This window comes from Streptomyces sp. NPDC059668, from assembly GCF_042734135.1.
In the GTDB taxonomy this organism is placed as follows: Bacteria; Actinomycetota; Actinomycetes; order Streptomycetales; family Streptomycetaceae; genus Streptomyces.
On the sequence record NZ_JBHWEL010000100.1, the window covers coordinates 1 to 23,507 of the forward strand.

Consider the following 23,507-nt stretch of genomic DNA (forward strand, 5'->3'; position numbering starts at 1 on the left):
GACTGCCCCCGGGGTCCGGGTGGGGCGGGGTCGGGGCGGCGGGGGCGAAAGGAACCCCCTGCCGCACCCCCCGTCTCAGCTCCCCGCCGCCGCCATCGCCCGGTCCAGCGCCTGCAAGAACCCGTTGACGGTGGTCCGGTCGCGTACGGCCAGCCGGAGCCAGTCCTCCCCGAGCCCGGGGAACGTGTCCCCGCGCCGCACCGCGAACCCCAGCCCGCGCAGCCGGTCCCGTACCGCCGCCGCCCGGGGCAGCCGCACCAGGACGAACGGACCGTCCGCGGGCTCCACGACCCGCAACCCGTCGGGTTCGAACTCCCGCAGACCGGCGACCAGATGGGCCCGGTCCGCGGCGCCCCGCCGCGCGGCGTGCCCGGCCTCCGCCAACGCCCGGGACGACACACAGGCCTCGGCGGCGGCGAGTGCGGGCGTGGACACCGGCCACAGCGGCTGCGCCCGCGACAGCTCCGCGGTCGTCCCGGGATCGGCGAGGAGGTAGCCGATCCGCAGCCCGGCCAGCCCCCACGTCTTCGTGAGGCTGCGCAGCACGACCAGTCCGGGTACGTCCGTCCGGCCGGCCAACGCCTCGCGTTCCCCCGGCACCGCGTCCATGAACGCCTCGTCGACGACCAACGTCCGTCCCGGCCGGGCGAGTTCCACGAGTGACGCGGCCGGGTGCAGCACCGACGTCGGGTTGGTCGGATTCCCGATCACGACGAGATCCGCGTCCTCGGGCACCGCACGCGGATCCAGCCGGAAGCCGTCCTCCTCCCGCAGCAGCACCCGGTCGACGGCGTGCCCCGCGTCCCGCAGCGCCGCCTCCGGCTCGGTGAACTGCGGGTGCACGACGACGGCATGACGGATCTTCAGGCCGCGGGCGAGCAGCACGAAGGCCTCGGCGACGCCCGCGGTCAGCAGCACCCGCTCCACCGGCAGCCCGTGCCGCGCCGCCACCGCGGCCCGCGCGGCCCGTCCGTCCGGATACGCGGCCAGCCCGCCCAGCGAGGCGGCGATCCGCTCCCGCAGCCACACCGGGGGCGTGTCCGCGCGGACGTTCACCGCGAGATCGGTGAGGGCCGAACCGCCGTCCCGCACCTCGGCGTCGCCGTGATGCCGCAGATCGTGCCCGTCCGCCCCGGCGGTGTCCCCGTCGTGCCCGGGGCCGTCAGTGCGCATGGGAGGGGGAGTGCGCGGGATCACCGTGGTGGTGCCCGTGGTGACCGTCGTGGTGGTGGCCGTCGTCGTCCGGATGGAAGTGCGGCTGCTGGGGCAGGCCCACCTTGTCCTCGAAGCCGGGCAGCGCGATGCGGTAGACACAGGAGTCGCAGTTCATCCGCAGGTCACCCCGCACGGCCTCCCGGTACCGCTCCATGACCAGGTCGAGCAGTTCCGGCTCCGGACCGATGACGTCGGCCGAGCGCACCTCGACGTCGGGATGGGCCGCCGCCCAGCCCTCGGTCTGCTGCCGCACCCGCTCCGGCAGGATGCCGGTGAACAGGAAGTAGGGCAGGACCACGATCCGGCGGGCGCCCAGCCGCACACAGCGGTCCAGGCCCGACGGCACGTCCGGCGCCGCCAGCGACACGAACGCCGTCTCCACCCCGGCGTATCCGCGTCCCTCCCACAGCAGCCGCGCCGCCTTGTGCACCTCCGCGTTGGCGTCCGGGTCGGTGGAACCACGCCCGACGAGCAGCACGGTGACGTCGGCCCGGTCCGCGGGGGTACGGACGGTGCCGCCGAGGACCTCGTCGAGCCGCCGCTCCAGGACCGCGAGCAGCGAGGGGTGCGGCCCCAGCGGTCGCCCGTACGTGTACGAGATCCCGGGGTGCCGTTCCTTCTCGCGGGCCAGCGCGGCCGGGATGTCGCCCTTGGCGTGCCCGGCGGACACCAGCATCAACGGGACGGCGGCGAACCGCCGTACGCCCTGGTCCACCAGCTCGCCCACCGCTTCGGCGAGCGGAGGCGGCGAGAGTTCGATGAAGCCGCCGGCGACGGGCAGTTCGGGGTGGCGGCGTCCCAACTCCCGTACGAAGGAGCGGAAGGCCTCGGCTCCGGCCGCGTCCCGGGTGCCGTGTCCGGCGATGAGCAGGGCGGGGGGCGGGGTGGTCACGGTGTCTCCTTCGGTACGGGGTGGTACAGCAGGGCGTTGAGCGCGGCGGCGGCGACCGCCGAACCGCCCTTCTCGGACACGTTGCTGACAGCGGGCAGTCCGCTCTCGCGCAGCGCGACCTTGGACTCCGCCGCGCCGACGAAGCCGACGGGCAGACCGATGACGAGTGCCGGATCGGCGTGCAGGGTGAGGAGTTCCTCCAGGGCGGTCGGCGCGCAGCCGATCACCCAGAGCGCGCCGGGCCCGACGTCCTCGTACGCGAGCCGGATCGCGTGCGCCGAACGGGTCAGCCCCGGAGCGGACTTGGCGTCCCTGAGACGGCAGACGGTGTCGCGACGGGTGATGCCCGCCGCGACCATCTCCACGTCCACCACGACCGGTGCCCCGGCGTGCAGCGCGGTGTGCGCCCTGGCCAGGGCGTTCTCGTCGGTGACGAGGTCGCTCGCGTAGTCGAGGTCCGCCGCGGAGTGGACGACCCGCTCCACGACGGCACGTGTCAGCGGCGGGAAGTGCGAGGTGTCCAGGCGGGCGCGCAGCCGCCGGAAGGACTCCTGCTCGATGGGGTGGACGACCCGGGGCTCCGGGAAGACCTGGCTCACTCGGCTCACTTGGGCTCCTCCTGCCAGCGGTAGCCGCGGGGCGTCACCATGCGGCCGGCGATCTCGCGGGTCGCCGTGTTGCCCACGGTCACGACCGTCATCATGTCCACCGTCGCGGGGTCGAGTCCCGCGAGTGTGGTGAGTCGACCGCTCTCGTCGGGGCGCGAGGCGTTGCGGACGACGCCCACCGGCGTCGTCGGCTCCCGGTGCCCGGAGAGGATCGCGAGCGCCTTCGGGAGCTGCCAGTCGCGGCCCCGGCTGCGGGGGTTGTAGAACGTCACGACGATATCGGCCTCGGCCGCCGCCCGTACCCGCCGCTCGATGACCTCCCACGGGGTGTGGAGGTCGGAGAGGCTAATCGAGACGTGGTCGTGGCCGAGGGGCGCGCCGAGGATCGCCGCCGCCGCGAGCGCGGCGGTCACCCCGGGCACCCCCACCACGTCGATGTCGTCGGACGCCTCGGCCAGCGCGGGGGAGGCCATCGCGTACACGCCCGCGTCCCCGCTGCCGATCAGCGCGACGGCCTGTCCGCGCCGGGCCTCGGACACCGCCGTGCGGGCCCGCTCCTCCTCGGCGCCGAGCCCCGACTCCAGGATCCGGGTGCCGGGCCGCAGCAGATCGCGGATCTGGTCGACGTACTGGTCGAGCCCGACGAGCACCGAGGCCCGTCGCAGCTCCTCCCTGGCCCGAGGGGTGAGCAGGTCACGGGCGCCCGGGCCGAGCCCGACCACCGCCAGCCGGCCGCGCGCCGGGCGGCGTACGACCGCGCAGGTCGCCATGGCCGGCTGTCCGTCGGTGCGGGCCGACTTCCGCTTGGGGACCAGGAGTTCACCACCGCGCAGCAGGGCCGCGGCCTCCGCGACGGAGGGGGTGCCCACGGCGGCGAGCGGCGCGCCGGAGGGGTTCGGCACGTCGACCGCCGCCAACTCCCCGGCGGTGTACGTGACCAGGGGTACCCCGAGCCGTTCGGCGGCACCGACGACGCCGGGCTCCCCGGCCTTGGCGTCGACGGTGGCGAGCTCGGCGACGGACCGCGCGGACAGTCCGGCTTCGCGCAGGGCGTCCTCGACGAGCCCGAGCACCTCGTCCACGGGGGCGCCCTTCGAGGCACCCACGCCGACGACGAGGGAGGGCGGGCGGAGGATCACGAGGCGCTCGGCGGGCGCGACGGCCCGGTCGGTGACCCGGACCGTGTACGCGCCCTCCGCCCCGAGCGGCAGCGCGGGCAGCGGCCAGGGCGTTTCGGCGTCCAGGGCGACGGGTTCGCCGTCCAGCAGGGCCCGGGTCACCCCGGCGACGTCCCCCTCCACGGGGAGACCCAGCGTGTCCAGGCCGGGTACCCCCACCGCGTCGGTCGCCGTCGTCACCACGGGCTCGGCGCCGAGCAACCCGCCCACCTCGCGGGCCAGTTCGTTCGCCCCGCCGCCGTGCCCGCCGACGAGGGACACCGCGAACCGTCCGGCCTCGTCGACACACACGACACCGGGGTCGGTGGTCTTGTCGCCCAGCAGCGGCGCGATCAGCCGCACCACGGCACCCGTGGCGAGGAAGCACACCAGCTGGTCGCACTCCACGAAGGCGCGCCGCACGGCGTCCCCGACGGACCCGACGGACCCGGCGTCCGCGCCGGACTCGCCGGACCCGTCGTACACGCGGGTACGGGCGGGCCAGGCCGCGGCCAGCCGGTCGCGGGCGGCCGCGCCCGCCGCCGTGGCGGAAATCAGGCCGATCACTGGGGGACTCCTTCGGTACGGGCCGGAGGGCGGACGCCCCACAGCAGGAAGACGGGATTGGTCGCCGCGAGCCGGGTGACGTTCCCCGGCAGCGGAGCGAGCCGGGAGGACTGCAGGAGCACGCCGTCGCAGGCGAACCCGGCGGCGTCGAGCGCGTCCCGGGCGGCGGGGACCCGGTCCAGCGCGGCCATGGCGACGACGACGGCCCGCCGGGCGCGCCGCGCGCAGACCGTCACGATGGCGGACAGTTCACGCCCACCGCCGCCGATGAAGACGGCGTCCGGATCCTCCAGGTCGGACAGCACGGTCGGCGCGGCCCCGTGCACGACCCGCACATCGACCCCGTGCGCCCCGGCGTTGGCCCGGATCCGGTCGCAGCCGTCCCGTGTCTTCTCGATCGCGGTGACGGCGGCACCGAAGCGCGCGCACTCGACGGCGACGGACCCGGAGCCCGCCCCGACGTCCCAGACCAGCTCACCGAGGCGTGGCCCGATCCGGGCCAGGGCGAGCGCCCGTACCTCGAACTTGCTGATCATCGAGTCGCGGTGCGCGAACTCGCTCTCGTCCAGGGCCCACCGGTCGGGCCCGGCGGACGGTCCGGCGACCGTCCGCACGGGAGCGAGGGCCCGCGACTCGTCCAGGCACAGGACGACGCTGACCGCCGTACCCCAGTCGCGGGCGGCGGCCTCGGCGGGCGTCACCCGCTCGACGCGTTCGTGCGCGGGGTCGCCGAGGGCGCTCGCCACGACGAGGACGCGTGCGCCGGAGCGGTGGGCGAGCGCGGCGCCGAGTTCGGCGGGACCGGAGCCGGGACCGGTCAGCACGGCCACCTTCGGGTGGGACCGGCAGACGTGCGCGGCCGTCCGCAGGTCACGCCCGTGGGCGCTCACCACCACCGCGTCGTCCCAGGGCAGCCCGAGCCGCGCGAAGGCGGTCGCGACGGACGAGACGCCGGGCCGGACGTCCAGCAGCTCCGGCCCGAACCGTTCGGCCAGCGCCCGGACGATCCCGAAGAACCCGGGGTCGCCGGAGGCGAGCACGACGACCCGGCCGCCCTCCGTGCCCTCCTCCTCGCGCGCGCCTCCCGCGCCCCGCGCGCCTTCCTTCCTGTTCTCCTCCGCCTTCGCCACGTACCGCTCGACGGTGTCGAGGGCGGGGGCGAGCGGTCCGAGGACGACCTGTTCGGCGCCCGCCGGCAGCCGCGCGGCCGCCAGATGGCGCCGGGCGCCCACGACCAGTCCGGCCCGCGCCACGGCGGCCTCGGCGTCCGGTGGCAGCGGCGCTCCCGTCCCCGTACCGACGACGGTGATCACGACGTACTGCCGCGCCGGGCCGCGCGCAGCTCCGCGCGGGCCCGCGGGTCGGCCTTGCGGAACCCGTGGAAGTGACCGGGGTGGTAGAGGTGCGAGCGGGTGCCGCTCGCGTCGAGCGCCGGACCGACCAGGAACAGCGTGTGCTTCCAGAGCTTGTGCTCCTTGACCGTCTCCTCCAGCGTCCCGATCGTGCACCGGACGATCAGCTCCTCCGGCCAGGTCGCCTGGTACGCGACCACGACCGGCGTCGACGTCGGATAGCCGCCCTCCAGCAGTTCCCGTACCAGCTGGCCGCTGCGGGCCGCCGACAGGAACAGCGCCATGGTCGTCCCGTGCCGGGCGAACTCCCGCACCTCCTCGCCGGGCGGCATCGGCGTCTTGCCGCCGCCGAGCCGGGTGAGGATCACGGACTGCGCGACCTCGGGGATCGTCAGCTCGCGCCGGGCGAGCGCGGCCACCGCGGAGAAGGAGGAGACACCGGGCACGATCTCGGTCTCGACGTCCAGGTCCGCGCACCGGTCGAGCTGCTCCTGCGTGCCGCCCCACAGGGACGGGTCGCCGGAGTGGATGCGGGCCACCCGCAGGCCCTCGCGGGCGGCGCGCTCGTACACGGCCACGACGTCCTCCAGGGACATCGTCGCCGAGTCCAGGATCTCCGCGCCCTCACGCGCGTGTTCGAGGACCTCGGCCTGCACCAGGCTGGCCGCCCAGATCACGACGTCGGCCTCGGCGATCGCGCGCGCGGCGCGGAACGTCAGCAGGTCGGCGGCGCCGGGCCCGGCCCCGACGAAGGTCACCTTGCCGGTGGGGGCATCGGCCATGGGAATCGGTCCTCTCCTACGAAAACTCGGGTGCTGCGAAAAGCGAAAACTCGGGTGCCGCGAAAAGATTTCGGCAGCCGGATCGGTGGCTACCGGCCCGTTGGACATGCGGGACCGGGGCCCGATCGGATAGCAAGGGCCTATGGCGGTCCTCGTCGCGCTCGGCGCGTTCCTGATGACGCTGGCCGGCGGCTGGACGGCACAGCGGGTGACCGACCGCCGTCATCTGGTGCTCGGCCTGGCCGGCGGGCTGATGCTGGGCGTGGTCGGCCTCGACCTGCTGCCGGAGGCGCTGCGCGCGGCGGGCGACGAGTTCTTCGGCGTACCGGTGGCGCTGCTGCTGTTCGTCGCCGGGTTCCTCGTCGCCCATCTGGTGGAACGGCTGCTGGCCGCCCGGCAGGCCGCGCACGGCGGCGAGGAGTGCGCAGGCCGGGCGCCCGAGGTGGGCCTGACGGCCGCCGCCGCGATGGTCGGCCACAGCGCCATGGACGGCGTCGCGATCGGCGCCGCCTTCCAGGTGGGCGGCGGCATGGGCCTGGCGGTCGCCCTCGCGGTGGTCGCGCACGACTTCGCGGACGGCTTCAACACGTACACGATCACGAGCCTGTACGGGAACGCGCGCCGCAAGGCGGTCACGATGCTGTTCGCCGACGCGGCGGCCCCGGTCGTCGGCGCCGCCTCCACCCTCTTCTTCACCATCCCGGTGGACCTGCTCGGCGGCTATCTCGGCCTCTTCGGCGGCGTACTGCTGTACCTCGCCGCCGCCGAGATCCTGCCCGAGGCGCACCACGAGCACCCGGCCCGCTCGACCCTGCTGTTCACGATCGCCGGCGCGGCGTTCATCTGGCTGGTGGTGGGCCTCGCCGGAACCGGATGATCTTTCGTGGCTCACAGTTTCCCGCCGCGTCCGCCGTCCCGCCGGGCGGGCGCGATGAGCGTGGAGAGGTACGGCAGCGGCCCGCCGTCGAGATCGGCGGCCGGCCGGATGGACTCGTCCTCCAGGCCGAGCGCCGAACCCCACACCGCGTCGTCGATCCGCCCGGTCTCCCGCAGCGCCCGGGCGACCTCGTGCGCCTGCCGTCCGAACTTGTACGCGACGACCGTGCCGGGCCCGCCGAGGGCGTCCTTGAGCACGGCGGCCCCGGCCGTCACCGGCACCAGGGTGAGCGGCTCGGTCCCCTCCGTGAGCACGGCCCCCGAACGGGCGGCGAGGTCCTGCATCGCGGTGATGCCGGGCACGGTCTCGATCTCCGTCCCCGGCACGAGCGCGCCGATGGTGTGCGCGAGATAGGTGAAGGTCGAGTACACGTTGGGGTCGCCGATGGTCGCGAAGGCGACGGTCCTGTGCCGCTCCAGCAGCTCCGCGACCCGTGTGCCCGCGGCGTCCCAGGCGGCCTCGCGCCGCGCCCGGTCGGTCCGCTCGTTCAACGCGAACACGATCCGCAGGACCTTCTCCGCGGGTACGTAGTGCAGCACGGTCGCCTCGGCGCGCCCGCGTTCCCCGGTGTCCATGACGGGCACCACGACCACCTCGGCGGCACGCAGCGCGTTGACGCCCTTGACGGTCACCAGCTCCGGGTCTCCCGGGCCGACGCCGACTCCGATCAGCTTGCTGCTCATGACGTCAGGCACCTCTCCACGAACCGACGGGCGACACCGGGTCCGGACGCCCAGTGCGTGTGCAGATAACTCGCGTGCACACCTTGTCGTACGAAACCCTCGACGCGCGGCCGCGGTGCGCGCACCCCCCAGGCGGGAAGCGCCCCGGCGCCGGGCTCCACGACCGTCCGGTGGAACTCGTGCCCGCTCATCCGGGTACCGGCCGGGGCGAGCACGCTGTCGGACACCGCCACGGCGTCCCGGTAGCCCAGGGTGAGCCGCTCGTCCATCCGGGCCGTGGCGTCGAGCACCCCGCACATCGGCTGCCCGTCGAGCTCGCGCGAGAGATACAGCAGTCCGGCACACTCGGCGGCGACGGGCGCCCCGCCGAACGCCAGCTCGGCCACGGCCTTGCGCAACGGCTCGTTGGCGGACAACTCGGGCGCGTACACCTCCGGGAAGCCGCCGCCGATGACCAACCCGTCGGTTCCGTCCGGAAGTTGCTCGTCCCGCAACGGGTCGAAGACGACGACCTCCGCGCCGGCGGCGGTGAGCAGCTCGGCGTGCTCGGCGTACGAGAAGGTGAAGGCGGCTCCTCCGGCGACGGCGATCCGCGGGGACCGGCGCCGCCCGTTCCCGTGGTTCCCGGCACCCGCGGACGCCCGGTCCCCGGGATCGTCCTGGGCACGGGGCGAAGAGGGCGCGGAGGCGACGGCCTCGGCCGGGTCCCAGGCCGCACCGGCCACCTCACCCGCACCACGCGCCAACGCGAACAGCGCGTCCAGATCGCACCCCTGCCGCACCTGCCCGGCCATCGCCCGCACGGCGTCCACGGCGTCCGCGCGCCGCTCGGCGACGGGCACCAGCCCCAGGTGCCGGGAGGGCGTGTCCACCTGCGGAGCCCGCCGCAGGGCGCCGAGGACCGGCACCCCGGACGCGTCGAGCGCCTCCCGCAGCATCTCCTCGTGCCGGTCGGACCCCACCTTGTTGAGGATGACGCCGGCGACCCGCACCTCCGGGTCCCAGGAGGCGAACCCGTGCACCAGCGCGGCCACGGACCGCGACTGCGAGGAGGCGTCGACCACCAGCACCACCGGCGCCCGCAGCAGCTTCGCCACCTGTGCCGTGGAGGCCAGCTCCCCCTCCCCGGCCGCGCCGTCGTACAGCCCCATCACACCCTCGACGACGGCGAGATCGCACCCCCGCGCCCCGTGCGCGAACAGCGGCGCGATCAACTCCGTACCGCACAGGTACGCGTCGAGGTTCCGCCCCGCACGCCCGGTCGCGAGCGTGTGGTACCCGGGATCGATGTAGTCGGGCCCCACCTTGTGCGGGGACACGGCGAGCCCCCGCGCGGCGAAGGCCGCCATCAGCCCGGTGGCGACGGTGGTCTTGCCGCTGCCGGAGGAGGGCGCGGCGATGACCAGCCGGGGGACGGACGTCACCACTCGATGCCCCTCTGGCCCTTCTGGCCGGCGTCCATCGGATGCTTGACCTTCGACATGTCGGTGACGAGATCGGCGGCTTCGACCAGCTTCCCGGGGGCGTTGCGTCCGGTGATCACGACGTGCTGGGTCCCGGGCCGCTCCCGCAGCACGGAGACCACCTCGTCCACGTCCACCCAGCCCCAGTGCATGGGGTACGCGAACTCGTCGAGGACGTACAGCCGGTACGTCTCGGCCGCGAGGTCCCGCTTGACCTGTTCCCAGCCCTCCCGGGCCTTCTCCTCGTTGTCCATCTGGGAGTCGCGCTGCACCCAGGACCAGCCCTCGCCCATCTTGTGCCAGTCGACGGAGCCGCCCTCACCACTGGCGCCCAGCACCCGCAGCGCGTTCTCCTCGCCGACCTTCCACTTCGCCGACTTGACGAACTGGAACACCCCGATGGGCCACCCCTGGTTCCAGGCCCGCAGCGCCAGCCCGAAGGCGGCGGTGGACTTGCCCTTGCCCACCCCCGTGTGCACCACGAGCAGTGGCCGGTTGCGTCGCTGACGCGTCGTCAGTCCGTCGTCCGGTACGACACTCGGCTGCCCCTGCGGCATTACGCGACCCTCCTGGAAGTCCCCTGCACATCACGTACGAGCCCGGCGAGGGAATCGGCACGCAGCTCGTCCAACGTCACGGCCGTCCCGCCCAGTTCGTCCGCGAGCCGTCCCGCGAGCCCGAGCCGCACCGGCCCCGCCTCGCAGTCGACGACCACGCAGGCGAGCTGCTCGGCCGCGAACAGCCGCGCCGCGCGCCCCGCGAGCGCGACCGGCTCGGGGCCGCCCGTGGCCCGTCCGTCGGTCACCACGACGACCAGCGGCCGGCGCGCCGCGTCCCGCAGCCGCTCGACCCGCAGCACCTCGTGCGCGCGCAGCAGCCCGGCCGCGAGCGGCGTCCGCCCGCCCGTGGGCAGCGACTCCAGCCGGGCGGCGGCCGCGTCCACCGAGGAGGTGGGCGGCAGCGCGACCTCGGCGGCGGAGCCGCGGAAGGTCACCAGACCCACCTTGTCCCGCCGCTGGTAGGCGTCGAGCAGCAGGGACAGCACCGCACCCTTCACGGCGCCCATCCGCTGGCGCGCCGCCATCGACCCGGAGGCGTCCACCACGAACAGGACGAGGTTGCCCTCGCGCCCCTCACGGGTGGCCTGGCGCAGATCGTCCCGTCGTACGACCAGACCGGGACCCGAGCGTCCCCGCGCCCGCTGGTGCGGGGCCGCCGCCTGCACGGTCGCCGCCAGGTGCAGCTTGGTGAGCGTGCCCCGGGGCCGCCGCGAGCCGGTCGTCCGGCCGTGCTCGGTCCGCGCCCGGGACCGCCGGCCGGCGGCACCCTCACCGAGACCGGGCACGCTCAGGACCTTCGTACGGAAGGGTTCGGCGGCCCGCACCGGGGACTGCTCACCGGCGCCCTGCGCGGCCGGCGCCCGGCCGTCCTGCGAGGGCTCCCCCTGCGCCGGGACGTCACCGGAGGGCGCGTCGCCCTCCGGCCCGTCCTGCGGCGGCTGACCGCCCCCGCCCGGACCGTCCGGGTCAGGGTCGGGTTCCGTGTCGGGGTCGGGATCGTCGTCGGAACCGCCGAACTCCTCCAGCGTCTCGTCGAGTTTGTCCTCGTCGAGCCCCGGAGCGTCGAAGGGGTTGCGCCGGCGCCGGTGCGGCAGCGCGAGCAGCGCGGCCTGCCGCACGTCCTCGGGCAGCACCTCGGTGCGCCCCGCCCAGGCGGCCAGCGCGGTCGCGGTCCGGGCCATCACGATGTCGGCCCGCATGCCGTCCACCTCGAACGCGGCACAGGTCGCGGCGATCTGCCGCAGCGCCGGGTCCCCGAGCCGCACCGACGGCAGCAGCCGGCGCGCCGCGGCGATCCGTGCCCGTACCGCGGACTCCTCGTCGGCCCACCGCGCGGCGAAACCGTCCGGATCGTCGTCGTAGGCAAGCCTGCGCCGGACGACCTCGACCCGCTGGTCGGGCTCCCGGGAGGCCGCGACCTCGACGGTCAGCCCGAACCGGTCGAGCAACTGCGGCCGCAGCTCGCCCTCTTCGGGGTTCATGGTGCCGACCAGCAGGAAGCGGGCCGCGTGCCGGACCGAGACGCCCTCCCGCTCGACGTACGAGGCACCCATCGCCGCCGCGTCCAGCAGCAGGTCGACCAGGTGGTCGTGGAGGAGGTTGACCTCGTCCACGTACAGGATCCCGCGGTGCGCGTCGGCCAGCAGGCCCGGTTCGAAGGCCTTCACGCCCTCCGCGAGCGCCCGCTCGATGTCGAGCGCGCCGACGAGCCGGTCCTCGGAGGCACCGACGGGCAGCTCGACCGTACGGGCCGGCCGCGACAGGTACGGGCCGCCGTCGTGCGGCCCGTCCGGGCACGCGGGGTCGGGCGCGTCCGGATCGCACGAGAAGCGGCACCCGGAGACGACGTCCACCTCCGGCATTAGCACGGACAGCGCGCGCACGGCGGTGGACTTGGCGGTGCCCTTCTCGCCGCGGACCAGCACACCGCCCACCGCGGGTGAGACGGCGTTCAGCAGCAGCGCGAGCCGCAGGTCGTCCTGGCCGACCACGGCCGTGAACGGGAACGGGGTACTCACTGGTCGTCGCCCTCCAAGTCGCCTTCGAGCTCCAGATAGGTGGCGCGCAGCCGCTCCAGGGTCTCCGCGTCCGGTTCGGCCCACAGCCCCCGGTCGGCGGCCTCCAGCAGCCGTTCGGTGATCCCGCGCAGCGCCCACGGGTTGGACTTCTTCATGAAGTCCTGGTTCTCCGCGTCGAAGACGTACTCCGCGCTGAGCTTCTCGTACATCCAGTCGTCCACGACCCCGGCCGTGGCGTCGTAGCCGAAGAGGTAGTCGACGGTCGCCGCCATCTCGAAGGCGCCCTTGTAGCCGTGCCGCCGCATCGCCGCCATCCAGCGCGGGTTGACGACGCGGGCGCGGAAGACACGGTGCGTCTCCTCCCCGAGCGTGCGGGTCTTGACCTGGTCGGGCACGGCCGAGTCACCGACGTACGCCTCGGGGCTCGCGCCCGTCAGATGGCGCACCATGGCCACCATGCCGCCGTGGTACTGGAAGTAGTCGTCCGCGTCGACGAGGTCGTGCTCGCGGGTGTCGACGTTCTTCGCGGCCACCGCGATGCGCCGGAACGCCGTCTCCATGTCGCCGCGCGCCGCCCGGCCGTCGAGACCGCGCCCGTAGGCGTAGCCGCCCCACACCGCGTACACCTCGGCGAGGTCCGCGTCGGAGCGCCAGTTGCGGGCGTCGATCAGCGGCAGCAGACCGGCCCCGTAGGCGCCCGGCTTGGAGCCGAAGATGCGCGAGGTGGCGCGCCGCCGGTCACCGTGCCCGGCGGTGTCCTCGTCGGCGTGCGCGCGGACGTAGTTGAGGTCGGCCGGCTCGTCCAGCTCCGCCACCGCCCGCACCGCGTCGTCGATGAGTCCGACCACGTGCGGGAACGCGTCCCGGAAGAAGCCGGAGATGCGCACCGTGACGTCGATGCGCGGCCGGCCCAGCTCCTCGGGGGAGACGATCTCGAAACCGGTCACCCGGCGCGAGGCGTCGTCCCAGACCGGGCGGCAGCCCAGCAGCGCCAGGATCTCCGCGATGTCGTCGCCCTGGGTGCGCATCGCGGACGTGCCCCAGACCGTCAGACCGACGGACTTCGGGTACGCGCCGGTGTCCTGGAGATACCGCTGCACCAGCGAGTCGGCGAGCGACTGCCCGACCTCCCAACTCAGCCTGGAGGGAATCGCCTTGGGGTCGACCGAGTAGAAGTTGCGGCCGGTCGGCAGGACGTTCACCAGCCCACGGGTCGGTGAGCCCGACGGACCGGCCGGGACGTAACCGCCGTCCAGGGCCCGCAGGATGTGGGTGATCTCGTCCGTCGTCCGGGCCAGCCGCGGCACGACCTCGCGGCAGGCGAACTCCAGCACCGCGACGGCGTCCGGGAGTTCGGTGCCCAGCACCTCACGCACCAGGGCGGGCACGGCCGCGCCGTCCCAGCCGCGCTCCTCCATGCCCTCGGCCGCGCGGCGGCACAGCTGCTCCAGCAGGTCGATCGCGTCGGCACCCGTCCGCGCCGGGCCCCCGACGAGGTCCGTCAGTTCCACCGGCACCTTCACCGGCGCGCCCGGCTCGGCGAGCAGCTCCTTCTCGACGAGCCCGAAGTGCGCGGCGAGGCAGGCCCGCAGACCCGGCAGCGCGTTCGCGGCACCACCCCACACCTGGGAGGCGCGCAGCACGGCGAGGACCAGGTTGACGCGCGGCTCGGCCTCCGGGCCACCGCCCAGGATGTGCAGGCCGTCCCTGATCTGCACGTCCTTGATCTCGCACAGATAGCCGTCGATGTGCATCACGAACGCGTCGAAGTCGCCGTCGTCCGGCTGGTCGTCGACGTGCAGGTCGTGGTGGAGCTCGGCCGCCTTGACCAGCGTCCAGATCTGCGCGCGGACCGCCGGGGCCTTCGTCGGGTCCAGGTCGGAGACGAGGGCGTACTCGTCGAGGAGCTGCTCCAGCTTGGCGAGGTCGCCGTAGGTGTCGGCGCGCGCCATCGGCGGCACCAGGTGGTCGACGACGGTGGCGTGCCCGCGCCGCTTGGCCTGGGTGCCCTCGCCCGGGTCGTTGACGATGAAGGGGTAGACGAGCGGGAGTTCACCGAGCACGGCGTCGGGCGCACAGCCGCTGCTGAGCCCGAGTCCCTTGCCGGGCAGCCACTCCATCGTGCCGTGCTTGCCCATGTGCACGACGGCGTCCGCGCCGAAACTGTTCTCCAGCCAGCGGTAGGCGGCCATGTAGTGGTGCGACGGCGGCATGTCCGGGTCGTGGTAGATCGCGATCGGGTTCTCGCCGAAGCCGCGGGGCGGCTGGATCATCACGACGACGTTCCCGAACCGCAGGGACGCCAGGACGATGTCGTCGCCGTCCACGTACAGGTTGCCCGGCGGCTCACCCCACGCCTCCAGCATGCCGTCCCGCAGTCCGGGGTCGAGCCGGTCGAACCACGCGCGGTAGTCGGCGAGCGGTACCCGCGCCGGCGCGGAGGCCAGTTGCTCCTCGGTGAGCCACTCGACGTCGTGGCCGCCGGCGGCGATGAGTCGGTGGATCAACTCGTCCCCGTTGTCGGGGTATTCGGTGAGGGAGTACCCGGCGTCCCGCAGCGCGTCCAGCACCCGTACGGCGGAGGCGGGCGTGTCGAGGCCCACCGCGTTGCCGACCCGTGAGTGCTTGGTCGGGTACGCGGTGAAGACGAGCGCGAGCTTCTTCTCCGCGTTCGGCTTGTGCTTCAACCGGGCGTGCCGTACGGCGATTCCGGCGACGCGCGCGGCCCGTTCGGGATCGGCCACGTACACCGGGACGTCGTCGGGTCCCTGCTCCTTGAAGGAGAACGGCACGGTGATGAGCCGCCCGTCGAACTCCGGGATGGCGACCTGCATCGCCGCGTCCATGGGGGAGAGGGCGGCGTCCGACTCGTCCCAGGCCCGCTTCGACGAGGTCAGACAGAGCCCCTGGAGCACGGGGACGTCGAGGTCGGCGAGGGCGCCGATGTCCCAGGCCTCGTCGTCGCCGCCCGCGGACGCCTCCGAGGCGTGCGTGCCGCCCGCCGCGAGCACGGTGGCGACCAGCGCGTCGGTCCTGCCGAGGATCTCGTACAGGCCGCTGTCGGCGCCGCGCAGTGAACCGCAGTACACGGCCAGGGCGTTGGCGCCGCGTGCCTCGACCGCGTCGCACAGCGTGTCGACGAAGGCCGTGTTGCCGGCCAGCTGGTGGGCGCGGTAGAAGAGCACCCCGATGGTCGGGCGGCCCTCGACGAAGGCACGCTCGCCGTGGACGCCGTACTCGGGCATCTTGCGCGGCTCCTCGAAGCCCTCGCCGGTGAGCAGCACGGTGTCGGAGAGGAACCGGGCCAGTTCGGTGAGGTTCTCCGGGCCGCCCTCGACCAGATAGCGCAGGGCCTCGGCCACCACACCGGCCGGCACCGACGAGTCGGCCATCAGCTCGGCGTCGGGGACCGTCTCGCCGCCGAGCAGCACGGTAGGGACACCGGACGCCTTCAGGAAGGCCAGGCCGTCCTCCCAGGCCCGCTTGCCGCCGAGGAGCCGTACGACGGCGAGGTCGGCGCCCTCGACGAGCGCGGGGAGTTCGTCCGTGACGTCCACCCGGGTCGGATTGCCGATCCGGTAGGCGGCGCCGGAGGCGCGGGCCGCCAGCAGGTCCGTGTCGGCGGTCGACAACAACAACACTGTGCTCATGCGGGCGCTCCCGGTGGAATGAAAGGCAGTCCTTGCGGCGCGCCCGACTCGATGAGTCGCCACAGCGCGTCCGTGTCCGCGTGTTCCTCGATCAGATCGCCGAGCCGGTCGAGCTGCTCCTCGCGCAGCGCCCCGAACGACGTGTCGGCGGCCGGCACGAAGCGGCGGCCCGCGGCGGCCGCCACCTCGCGCAGGAAGGCACGCCGGAAGCCGTCGGACTCCAGCGAGCCGTGCCAGTGGGTACCCCAGACGGCACCCACCCGGCACCCGTCCAGGAAGGGCTCGCCACCGGTCACCTCGGCGACGCCGTGATGGATCTCGTACCCGTCGACGGGTTCCCCGAGCGCCTCGCCGGACGGGCGGGTGAGGGTCTTCTCCCGCGCGAACCGCACCCGGACGGGCAGGAGTCCGAGCCCGTCGACGTGCCCGGCCCGTGACTCGACCTCGTCCTCGATGTGGTCCCCGAGGAGCTGGAAGCCGCCGCAGATCCCCAGCACCGGACGGCCCTCGGCGGCCCGGCGGGCGATCGCGTCCGCGAGGCCCCGTTCGCGCAGCCACGCCAGCGCGTTGACGGTGCCCCGGGTCCCGGGCACGACGACCAGGTCCGCGTCGGCCAGTTCGGCGGCCCGGTCCACGAACCGCACGACGACGCCGGGTTCGGCGGCCAGCGCGTCCACGTCCGTGAAGTTGGACATCAGCGGGACCGCGCAGACCGCGACGCGCAGGACGTCCTCGCCGACGGGCCCGGCGACCGCCGACTCCCGCACGGCACCCCGCAGCGAGACACGCAGGCCGTCCTCCTCGTCGATCCCGAGGCCGTGCCGGAAGGGCAGGACGCCGTACGTACGGCGTCCGGTGAGGTCCTTCAGCATGTCGAGCCCGGGCTCCAACAGGCCGACGTCGCCACGGAACTTGTTGACCAGGAACCCGGCGACGAGCTCCTGGTCCCCGGGGGACAGCAGCGCGACCGTCCCGAAGAACGAGGCGAACACGCCGCCGCGGTCGATGTCGCCGACGACGAGCACGGGCAGCCGCGCGTTGCGCGCGATCCCCATGTTCACGATGTCGGTCCGCCGCAGATTGATCTCGGCGGGACTGCCGGCCCCCTCACAGATCACCGCGTCATACGTGCCCCGCAACTCGGCGAGGCAGTCCAGCACGGTGCCCAGGAGCTGTCGCTGCCTACCGCCGTGGTAGCCGCGGGCCGTCATCTCGCCCACCGGCCTGCCCATGAGCACGACCTGACTGCTCCGGTCGCTGCCCGGCTTGAGCAGCACGGGGTTCATGAGCGCGGTCGGTTCCACCCGGGCCGCCTGCGCCTGCATGGCCTGCGCCCGCCCGATCTCGGCGCCCTCGCGGGTCACGAAGGAGTTCAGGGACATGTTCTGCGCCTTGAAGGGCGCGACCTTGACGCCCTGCCGGACCAGCCACCGGCAGATCCCGGCGGTCACGACGCTCTTGCCTGCGTCGGAGGTGGTTCCGGCGACGAGGAGACCGCCACTCATGTCGTACGCCCCTTCGGCGGAGGTCCGTCGGCGAGCAGCCGTCCGGCCAGCAGTCGCGCCGCGGCACTCACGCCGAGGGCGAGCCAGCCGACGCGCCGCGACAGCCGTACGGCCCGTTCGATGTCGGCGACGCGCACGGCGCGCCCGCCGTCGTTGAGGACCGGCCGGTGCTCGACCCGGCCGGAGTACGAGAGGGTCCCGCCGAGCCGTACCCCGAGCGATCCGGCGAACGAGGCTTCCACGGGACCGGCGTTGGGGCTCGGATGCCGTCGGGCGTCGGCGCGCCAGGCGCGCACCGCCCCGCGCGGGTCGTCGCCGGCGACGGTGGCGAGCGCCGCGGTCAGCCGTGCCCCCGGCCAGCCCGCGACGTCGTCGAGGCGCGCGGAGGCCCAGCCGTAGCGCAGGTACCTGGCGGATCTGTGCCCGACCATGGCGTCGAGCGTGTTCACGGCGCGGTAGGCGACCAGTCCGGGCACACCGCCGACGGCACCCCACACCAGGGCGCCCACCACGGCGTCCGAGGTGTTCTCGGCGACGGACTCGACGACGGCGCGCGCGATGCCGTCGCGGTCCAGTGCCTGGGGGTCGCGCCCGCACAGGTGCGGCAGCCGCGCGCGGGCGGCCTCGACGTCACCGGTGCCGAGCGCGGCACCGATCGCCCGCGCCTCGCGCCCGAGGGAGGTGCCCCCGACGACGGCCCAAGTGGCGGCGGCGGTCAGGGCGATGGAGGCGGTACGGGAACGTCGTGCGCCACGGCTCGCGAGCGCGGCGAGCGCACCGGCGCCACCGACGCAGACGGTGGTGTGCAGCGCTCCCCAGCCGCGGTGGTCGCGCCACAGCATCCGTTCCACGGCTCCCGCGGTCCGCCCGAACGCGGCGACCGGATGGCCCCGGCGGGGATCGCCGAGGAGCAGGTCGCCGAGGAGGCCGGTGGCGGCGCCGTACGCGAAGACGCGATCGGCACGCACGGGGTCAGCCCGCCGTGGGGTGAAGTGGAACCCTCGTACTCAACAAGACCCGCAACGGGCAGCCGCGCATGGCGATATGTCCTCACTCAGGGTGTCCGCGCCCTGGTTCGACGAGACCGGCGGGGAGAGTTCCTGGCTCCCGGGGAGTTCCTTCCCCGGTCACAGTGGCGGGACCGCGCCGGATTCACACCGGCTTCCTCTTCTGTCGCCGTACTTGGCTCCGGCAGTCCACCACGGGTTGCGGGACCCGTCAACTTGCCGTTGACCTGCGGGGGGAGAGTGTGCGAAGGCCCACATGGCGAGGGGCGCGGGAGGGCGTGCGCGCGGGTCGGGGGACGTCGTACGCGTGGGGTGGGGGGGGGGGGGGGGGGGCCGCCCCCCCCCCCCCCCCCACCCCACGTGAAGTGATGCCCGTTTCAGGCTGTTTGCCGGAGCCCGGTCAGCGGCGTGCGGTCACTTGCCGACGATGAGATAGATCCCGTACGCCACCGCCGCCGCGCACGCGGCGAAGCAGACGTACGCGCCGGTGACCGCGAGAGCGGCCGAACCGCCCTGGGCGGACGCGGACTCGCGCTTGGTGAGGCCGACGATGCCGAGGGTGAAGAGGCCGACGAGGGCCACGGTGACCACGAGGCTGACTCCGAAGACGGAGCCGAGGGCTGCCCAGTCGATGTTCATGCTGTTCTGTCCTTACACCGTGGCCGGGCGGGTGGGCTCCGCGTCCGGGGACGGGATGGTGGTCTTCAGATCGCCGGACAGGTCTCCGGTGACGGGGCCCGCGGGCGGCGGGGTGACCGCGGCCATCGCGGTGGTGAGGACACCGGCCGGCTCGGCGGCGTCGTTGACGTTGTCGACGGTGACCGGCTGACGGCGGGAGAGCGTCCGGATGACGGCGGCGCCGGCGACCAGGAGCACGCCGGTGAGGACGATGCCCCAGGTGCCCTGCTTGGTCAGGAACTCGGCGGCGGCACCGGCCAGTCCGGCGGCCGGCAGGGTCAGGCCCCAGGCGACGAACATCCGGGTCGCGGTCGACCAGCGGACGACACCGCCCTTGCGGCCGAGGCCCGAGCCCATCACGGCACCCGAGCAGACCTGGGTGGTGGAGAGGGAGAAGCCGATGTGCGAGGAGGCCAGGATGGCCGTCGCGGCGCTGGTCTGGGCGGCGAAGCCCTGCTGCGGCGCGAGGTCGGTCAGGCCCTTGCCCATCGTGCGGATGATGCGCCAGCCGCCCAGGTAGGTGCCGAGCGCGATGGCGGTACCGGCCGAGACGATGACCCAGGTGGGAGGGTTCGAGCCGGGGGCGATCACACCACCGGTGACCAGGGCGAGGGTGATGATGCCCATCGTCTTCTGCGCGTCGTTGGTGCCGTGCGCCAGCGAGACCAGACCGGCCGAGGCGATCTGCCCGGCGCGGTAGCCCTTGGCGGTCGCCTTCTGGTCGGCGCGGTTGCTGATCCGGTACGTCAGCCGGGTGGCCAGCATCGCGGCGAGTCCGGCCACGACGGGAGCGGCGACCGCGGGGAGCAGCACCTTGGTGACGACGGTCGAGCCGTTCACCGACGACCAGCCGGCCGACATGACGGCGGCGCCGATCAGGCCGCCGAACAGTGCGTGGGAGGAACTGGAGGGCAGACCCAGGAGCCAGGTCAGCAGATTCCAGAGGATGGCGCCGACGAGCGCCGCGAAGATCACTTCGGTGCGGATGCCCTCTTCGTTGATGAGTCCGCCGGAGATCGTCTTGGCGACCTCGACGGAGAGGAACGCACCGACGAGATTCAGCACGGCGGACATGGCCACCGCCGTCTTGGGCTTCAGAGCGCCGGTCGAGATGGTCGTCGCCATCGCGTTGGCAGTGTCGTGGAAACCGTTCGTGAAATCGAACACGAGAGCGGTGACGATCACGATTCCGAGGAGGAGCGTGATGTGTTCCATTTACCCAGGCTTCTGTTTGACGTCAGTGGCAGTTGGACCGTAGGCAACCTGAGTGAACGGAAGATGAACTGAGGCGGGCTTAGGGGTGTATCGAACCATGGATCGCCCCTCCGGTTGCGTCGTCGTGCATGCCGGTGGAGCGACCCACGGTTCGAACGAAGGCGGAATATCGGGCTCCGCTAGCCCTTCGCGAGCCTCTTCAGCCGGGCCATGGATCCGTTGAAGAGATTCTGGTCACCCGGCAGGGCCCCGCTGTTGTCGTACTGCCAGAACGTCCACGACGACCAGCCGCCCGGCAGCGCGCCGATGTCCGCCGAGTCGTAGCGGGCCAGCCAGAGAGGGTGGTCCGAGGCGAAGGCACGACTGTCCCCGGTGCAGGTGTTCCACCAGTGGGCGGTCGTGTAGATCACCGGGCGGCGGCCCGTCTCCCGTTCGAGCTCGTCGCTGAAGTCCTGGATCCAGTTCACGAGCCCGGCCTTGCTCATGCCGTAACACTTGTGCTTGCTGTACGGGTTGTACTCGATGTCCAGCGCGGGCGGCAGCGTCCGGCCGTCGGCCTGCCACTCGCCCCCGTTGCGCACGAAGTACTCGGCCTGGGTGGCGCCGGACGACTTGTCCGGCATCGCGAAGTGGTAGGCGCCGCGGAGGATCCCCGCGTCGAACGCCCCGTTGTACTGCTGGTCGAAGTAGGGGTTGCGGTAGGTGTGGGACTCGGTGGCCTTCACGTAGACGAACCGGGCGCCCTTCGCCCTCGCGCTCTGCCAGTCGACGTACTTCTGGTGCGAGGAGACGTCGTGACCCCTGGGCGCACCCGCCGCGACGGCCGGCGTACCGGCGAGCGCGGTCGCGGTGACGGCGGCCGCGGTCATGGCGGCGATCGCCGTGAGGGCGAGGGTGAGGGTGTGACGGCGGAACGGCTTCTGGCCGAGGGGCGCGTGTCCCCCCGGAATGGCGTCGTGCACGGTGGATCCCCCAGAGGTCAGTGGAAGATCATTCAATGCACGGCGATCGCCGAGCTCTCACTTTAAAAGGCTGATGTGTCCGCATATGCACCCTTACGGGCGTACGTCTTCCACCCTGAAGTGCGCTCGCCGCCAACCGGTTGACGTCCGTCCTGACAGGATCACGGGTATGGCGGAGCAGCGGCGGGACGCGCGGGTCGGGCGGGATGTGGGGGAGGGCGCGCGCGGTGCGCGGGCGCGGGAGGTGGCGGACGCCTGGGGCCAACTGATCGCCACGGCCCGCCGGACGGTGGCCGACGGGCTGGTCGTCGGAACCTCGGGCAACGTCTCGGTGCGGGTCGGCGACACGGTCCTGGTCACGCCGACCGGAGTGCCCTACGACCGGCTCACACCCGACGACGCCGTAGGGGTGGACCTCGACGGCCGGCAGACCCTCGGCTCCCTCCGCCCGACCAGCGAACTGCCGATGCATCTCGCGGTCTACCGCGCCACCGACGCGCGGGCCGTCGTCCACACCCACGCGGCGCACGCGACGGCGGTGTCGACGCTCGTGGCCGAACTTCCCCTGATCCACTACATGGCGGGCACCCTTGGCGGACCTGTCCGTGTTGCCCCATATGCGACATACGGGACACCCGAGTTGGCCGAGAACATGCTCCTGGCGCTGACCCGGCGCACGGCCTGCCTCCTCCAGAACCACGGGACCCTCGCCCACGGCGGCTCCCTGGACCAGGCGTACGACCGCACCGCCCAGCTGGAGTGGATGTCCCGCGTGTGGCTCCTGGCGTCGTCCGTACCGGGACTGTCGCCCGCGCTGCTGTCACGGGAACAGCTGGCGGAGGCGGGGGAGCGGCTGCGGGGGTACGGCCAGCCGGGACCGGGCGCGGGCGCGGACGACGTGTCCGTCCCGTGACGGGCGCCACGGGGCCGTGCCGCTTCGCCGCGCCGGCCCCGCGAGACCCCCGTCACCGTGCCCGGACGAGGAGGCCCCCGGTCCGCGCTCCCGCTGGCCGACAACGGGATGCGCCGTGAGACTGAATCCGTGCGTACTGCCAAAGCGACGGCCGCGGCCGTCACCGTAGCCCTGGCCGCCGGCGCGGCCTCCGTGGCGGTGGGACGGTTCGCCAGCGACGCCGCGCTCAAGGCGCCGCCCGGCAGGCCCCTGCCCACCGAGCCACGGCTCACCGTGCACGCCACGACCCCGGGCCGGATCACGCTCACCCGTGACCTGGCCTCCCGGCGACCGGGAACGTACGGACTCGCCGGCGACGGCTCGCACGCGGTCGTCGGCCCGGTCCTGGAGGACGCGTCCCACACCGCCGACACGGTCGTACGCCGCCTCGAACGCGTCACCCACGGCACCCTGCGGTCGGGCGACCGGGTCTGGCTCACCCCGAACCTGTACGTCGGCAACCCGAGCACCGCGCTCGGCCTCGACCACACCGACGTGGACGTGCCCGGCGAGCTCGGCACGCTCCCCGCCTGGTTCGTGCCCGGCGTCCGCGACACCTGGGTGATCACCGTGCACGGCCTGGGCGCCACCCGGGAACTCCCGATGAACGTGATGGAGTTCCTGCACCGCAGCCGGCTCCCCGTCCTCGACCTCGCCTACCGGGGAGACGTCGGCGCACCCCGTCCCCCGGACGGCCTCGGCCACCTCGGCGAGACCGAGTGGCGCGACCTGGACGCCGCGCTGCGCCACGCGGTCCGCCACGGCGCCGCGCAGGTCGTCCTGTACGGCTGGTCCACCGGCGCCACGATGGCCCTGCGCACCGCCACCCACTCCGCCCTGCGGGACCGGATCGCCGGGCTGATCCTGGACTCCCCCGTCCTCGACTGGGAAGCCACGCTGCGCGCGCTCGCCACCGCCCGCCACACCCCGAGGGCCCTGCTGCCGCTCGCGGTCCGGGCCGCCCAGGGCCGCACCGGACTGCACGGTGACCGCGGCCGGCAGGCCGCCGATCCCGACCGCCTCCAGGTGCCGACGCTGGTGCTGCACGGCCCGGACGACGTCCTCGCGCCCTGGGGGCCTTCGCGCCGTCTCGCCCGGCGCCGCCCGGACCTGGTGACGCTGCACACGGTCGCGCGGGCCCCGCACGGCGCCCTGTGGAACGCGGACCCCACGGAGTACGAAGAGGTCCTGCGCCGCTTCCTGACCCCCCTGATGTAGCGGCCCGCCCTGATGCCACCGGGGTCCGGCGGCGCCCCGTTGAAGCCACCGGCACCCTTCCGGTTCGGATCGGACCAACTCGCGCG

General features: G+C 73.7%; 19 protein-coding genes and 1 riboswitch. Of the genes, 3 read left to right on the plus strand and 16 right to left on the minus strand.

The annotated features are described in order from the left end of the window. Positions 1–75: 75 nt before the first annotated feature. From cobC to cobM, 6 genes are read right to left on the minus strand one after another with little or no spacing between them, the layout of a single operon-like run. Complete coding sequence (gene cobC, locus ACFV2J_RS38885) at positions 76–1,173, minus strand: Rv2231c family pyridoxal phosphate-dependent protein CobC (protein WP_385443184.1); 1,098 nt, start codon at positions 1,171–1,173, stop codon at positions 76–78. Next, the gene (locus ACFV2J_RS38890) at positions 1,163–2,107 is read right to left on the minus strand and encodes a sirohydrochlorin chelatase (RefSeq protein WP_385096018.1); all 945 of its coding nucleotides are present in this window, start codon (positions 2,105–2,107) and stop codon (positions 1,163–1,165) included. Before ACFV2J_RS38890 ends, cobC begins: the two co-directional genes overlap by 11 nt. Then, positions 2,104–2,706, minus strand: a complete 603-nt coding sequence (locus tag ACFV2J_RS38895; protein ID WP_385096026.1) for a precorrin-8X methylmutase — start codon at positions 2,704–2,706, stop codon at positions 2,104–2,106. Before ACFV2J_RS38895 ends, ACFV2J_RS38890 begins: the two co-directional genes overlap by 4 nt. A 5-nt stretch (positions 2,707–2,711) precedes the next feature. Further along, on the minus strand, positions 2,712–4,439 hold the full coding sequence (gene cobJ / locus ACFV2J_RS38900) for a precorrin-3B C(17)-methyltransferase (RefSeq protein WP_385096020.1): 1,728 nt from the start codon (positions 4,437–4,439) through the stop codon (positions 2,712–2,714). After that, positions 4,436–5,752, minus strand: a complete 1,317-nt coding sequence (gene cbiE, locus ACFV2J_RS38905; protein ID WP_385443187.1) for a precorrin-6y C5,15-methyltransferase (decarboxylating) subunit CbiE — start codon at positions 5,750–5,752, stop codon at positions 4,436–4,438. Before cbiE ends, cobJ begins: the two co-directional genes overlap by 4 nt. Beyond that, positions 5,749–6,573 carry a precorrin-4 C(11)-methyltransferase gene (cobM, locus tag ACFV2J_RS38910; protein WP_168527478.1) on the minus strand — a complete coding sequence of 275 codons (825 nt, stop codon included), beginning with the start codon at positions 6,571–6,573 and terminating at the stop codon, positions 5,749–5,751. The genes cbiE and cobM overlap by 4 nt, the downstream gene beginning before the upstream one ends. 142 nt (positions 6,574–6,715) lie before the next feature. On the opposite strand from cobM, the gene ACFV2J_RS38915 reads away from it, so the two are divergent. After that, positions 6,716–7,450 carry a ZIP family metal transporter gene (locus ACFV2J_RS38915; RefSeq protein WP_385089124.1) on the plus strand — a complete coding sequence of 245 codons (735 nt, stop codon included), beginning with the start codon at positions 6,716–6,718 and terminating at the stop codon, positions 7,448–7,450. Positions 7,451–7,461: 11 nt separating this feature from the next. Here the strand turns inward: ACFV2J_RS38915 and cobI are convergent, their stop codons facing one another. The 10 genes from cobI to ACFV2J_RS38965 form a co-directional block, all read right to left on the minus strand. After that, entirely contained in the window at positions 7,462–8,193 is a 732-nt protein-coding gene (cobI, locus tag ACFV2J_RS38920; RefSeq protein ID WP_385089121.1) for a precorrin-2 C(20)-methyltransferase, read from the minus strand. Beyond that, on the minus strand, positions 8,190–9,620 hold the full coding sequence (locus ACFV2J_RS38925) for a cobyrinate a,c-diamide synthase (RefSeq protein ID WP_385089118.1): 1,431 nt from the start codon (positions 9,618–9,620) through the stop codon (positions 8,190–8,192). The genes cobI and ACFV2J_RS38925 overlap by 4 nt, the downstream gene beginning before the upstream one ends. Further along, positions 9,614–10,213 (minus strand): cob(I)yrinic acid a,c-diamide adenosyltransferase, encoded by a 600-nt coding sequence (gene cobO / locus ACFV2J_RS38930; RefSeq protein ID WP_385089115.1) that lies wholly within the window; start codon positions 10,211–10,213, stop codon positions 9,614–9,616. Before cobO ends, ACFV2J_RS38925 begins: the two co-directional genes overlap by 7 nt. Continuing rightward, entirely contained in the window at positions 10,213–12,234 is a 2,022-nt protein-coding gene (locus tag ACFV2J_RS38935; RefSeq protein WP_385443193.1) for a putative cobaltochelatase, read from the minus strand. Before ACFV2J_RS38935 ends, cobO begins: the two co-directional genes overlap by 1 nt. After that, a complete protein-coding gene (gene cobN / locus ACFV2J_RS38940; RefSeq protein ID WP_385089109.1) occupies positions 12,231–15,884 on the minus strand; it encodes a cobaltochelatase subunit CobN in 3,654 nt (1,217 codons plus the stop codon). The genes ACFV2J_RS38935 and cobN overlap by 4 nt, the downstream gene beginning before the upstream one ends. Continuing rightward, complete coding sequence (locus ACFV2J_RS38945; protein WP_385089107.1) at positions 15,881–17,389, minus strand: cobyric acid synthase; 1,509 nt, start codon at positions 17,387–17,389, stop codon at positions 15,881–15,883. The genes cobN and ACFV2J_RS38945 overlap by 4 nt, the downstream gene beginning before the upstream one ends. After that, complete coding sequence (locus ACFV2J_RS38950) at positions 17,386–18,357, minus strand: cobalamin biosynthesis protein (protein WP_385443198.1); 972 nt, start codon at positions 18,355–18,357, stop codon at positions 17,386–17,388. Before ACFV2J_RS38950 ends, ACFV2J_RS38945 begins: the two co-directional genes overlap by 4 nt. A 104-nt stretch (positions 18,358–18,461) precedes the next feature. Next, positions 18,462–18,597: riboswitch (cobalamin riboswitch) on the minus strand. A 213-nt stretch (positions 18,598–18,810) separates the two neighbouring features. Further along, a complete protein-coding gene (locus ACFV2J_RS38955) occupies positions 18,811–19,035 on the minus strand; it encodes a hypothetical protein (protein ID WP_153291313.1) in 225 nt (74 codons plus the stop codon). 12 nt (positions 19,036–19,047) lie between these two features. Next, the gene (locus ACFV2J_RS38960) at positions 19,048–20,289 is read right to left on the minus strand and encodes an anion permease (protein ID WP_385096096.1); all 1,242 of its coding nucleotides are present in this window, start codon (positions 20,287–20,289) and stop codon (positions 19,048–19,050) included. 179 nt (positions 20,290–20,468) lie between these two features. Continuing rightward, complete coding sequence (locus ACFV2J_RS38965; protein ID WP_385096100.1) at positions 20,469–21,158, minus strand: lysozyme; 690 nt, start codon at positions 21,156–21,158, stop codon at positions 20,469–20,471. Positions 21,159–21,420: 262 nt separating this feature from the next. Between ACFV2J_RS38965 and ACFV2J_RS38970 the strand changes: the two genes are divergently transcribed. Together ACFV2J_RS38970 and ACFV2J_RS38975 are read left to right on the plus strand one after the other, a co-directional pair. After that, complete coding sequence (locus ACFV2J_RS38970) at positions 21,421–22,164, plus strand: class II aldolase/adducin family protein (protein ID WP_385096093.1); 744 nt, start codon at positions 21,421–21,423, stop codon at positions 22,162–22,164. A gap of 129 nt (positions 22,165–22,293) precedes the next feature. Next, complete coding sequence (locus ACFV2J_RS38975) at positions 22,294–23,421, plus strand: alpha/beta hydrolase family protein (RefSeq protein ID WP_385096090.1); 1,128 nt, start codon at positions 22,294–22,296, stop codon at positions 23,419–23,421. The last annotated feature ends 86 nt before the right edge of the window (positions 23,422–23,507 follow it).

What these genes read in the sequence shown, in the direction of transcription:
- cobC (WP_385443184.1), bottom strand. Translation starts at nt 1,173, where the DNA reads ATGCGCACTGACGGCCCCGGGCACGACGGGGACACCGCCGGGGCGGAC.
- cobM (WP_168527478.1), bottom strand. Translation starts at nt 6,573, where the DNA reads ATGGCCGATGCCCCCACCGGCAAGGTGACCTTCGTCGGGGCCGGGCCC.
- ACFV2J_RS38915 (WP_385089124.1), top strand. Translation starts at nt 6,716, where the DNA reads ATGGCGGTCCTCGTCGCGCTCGGCGCGTTCCTGATGACGCTGGCCGGC.
- cobI (WP_385089121.1), bottom strand. Translation starts at nt 8,193, where the DNA reads ATGAGCAGCAAGCTGATCGGAGTCGGCGTCGGCCCGGGAGACCCGGAG.
- cobO (WP_385089115.1), bottom strand. Translation starts at nt 10,213, where the DNA reads ATGCCGCAGGGGCAGCCGAGTGTCGTACCGGACGACGGACTGACGACG.
- cobN (WP_385089109.1), bottom strand. Translation starts at nt 15,884, where the DNA reads ATGAGCACAGTGTTGTTGTTGTCGACCGCCGACACGGACCTGCTGGCG.
- ACFV2J_RS38945 (WP_385089107.1), bottom strand. Translation starts at nt 17,389, where the DNA reads ATGAGTGGCGGTCTCCTCGTCGCCGGAACCACCTCCGACGCAGGCAAG.
- ACFV2J_RS38955 (WP_153291313.1), bottom strand. Translation starts at nt 19,035, where the DNA reads ATGAACATCGACTGGGCAGCCCTCGGCTCCGTCTTCGGAGTCAGCCTC.
- ACFV2J_RS38960 (WP_385096096.1), bottom strand. Translation starts at nt 20,289, where the DNA reads ATGGAACACATCACGCTCCTCCTCGGAATCGTGATCGTCACCGCTCTC.
- ACFV2J_RS38965 (WP_385096100.1), bottom strand. Translation starts at nt 21,158, where the DNA reads ATGACCGCGGCCGCCGTCACCGCGACCGCGCTCGCCGGTACGCCGGCC.
- ACFV2J_RS38970 (WP_385096093.1), top strand. Translation starts at nt 21,421, where the DNA reads ATGGCGGAGCAGCGGCGGGACGCGCGGGTCGGGCGGGATGTGGGGGAG.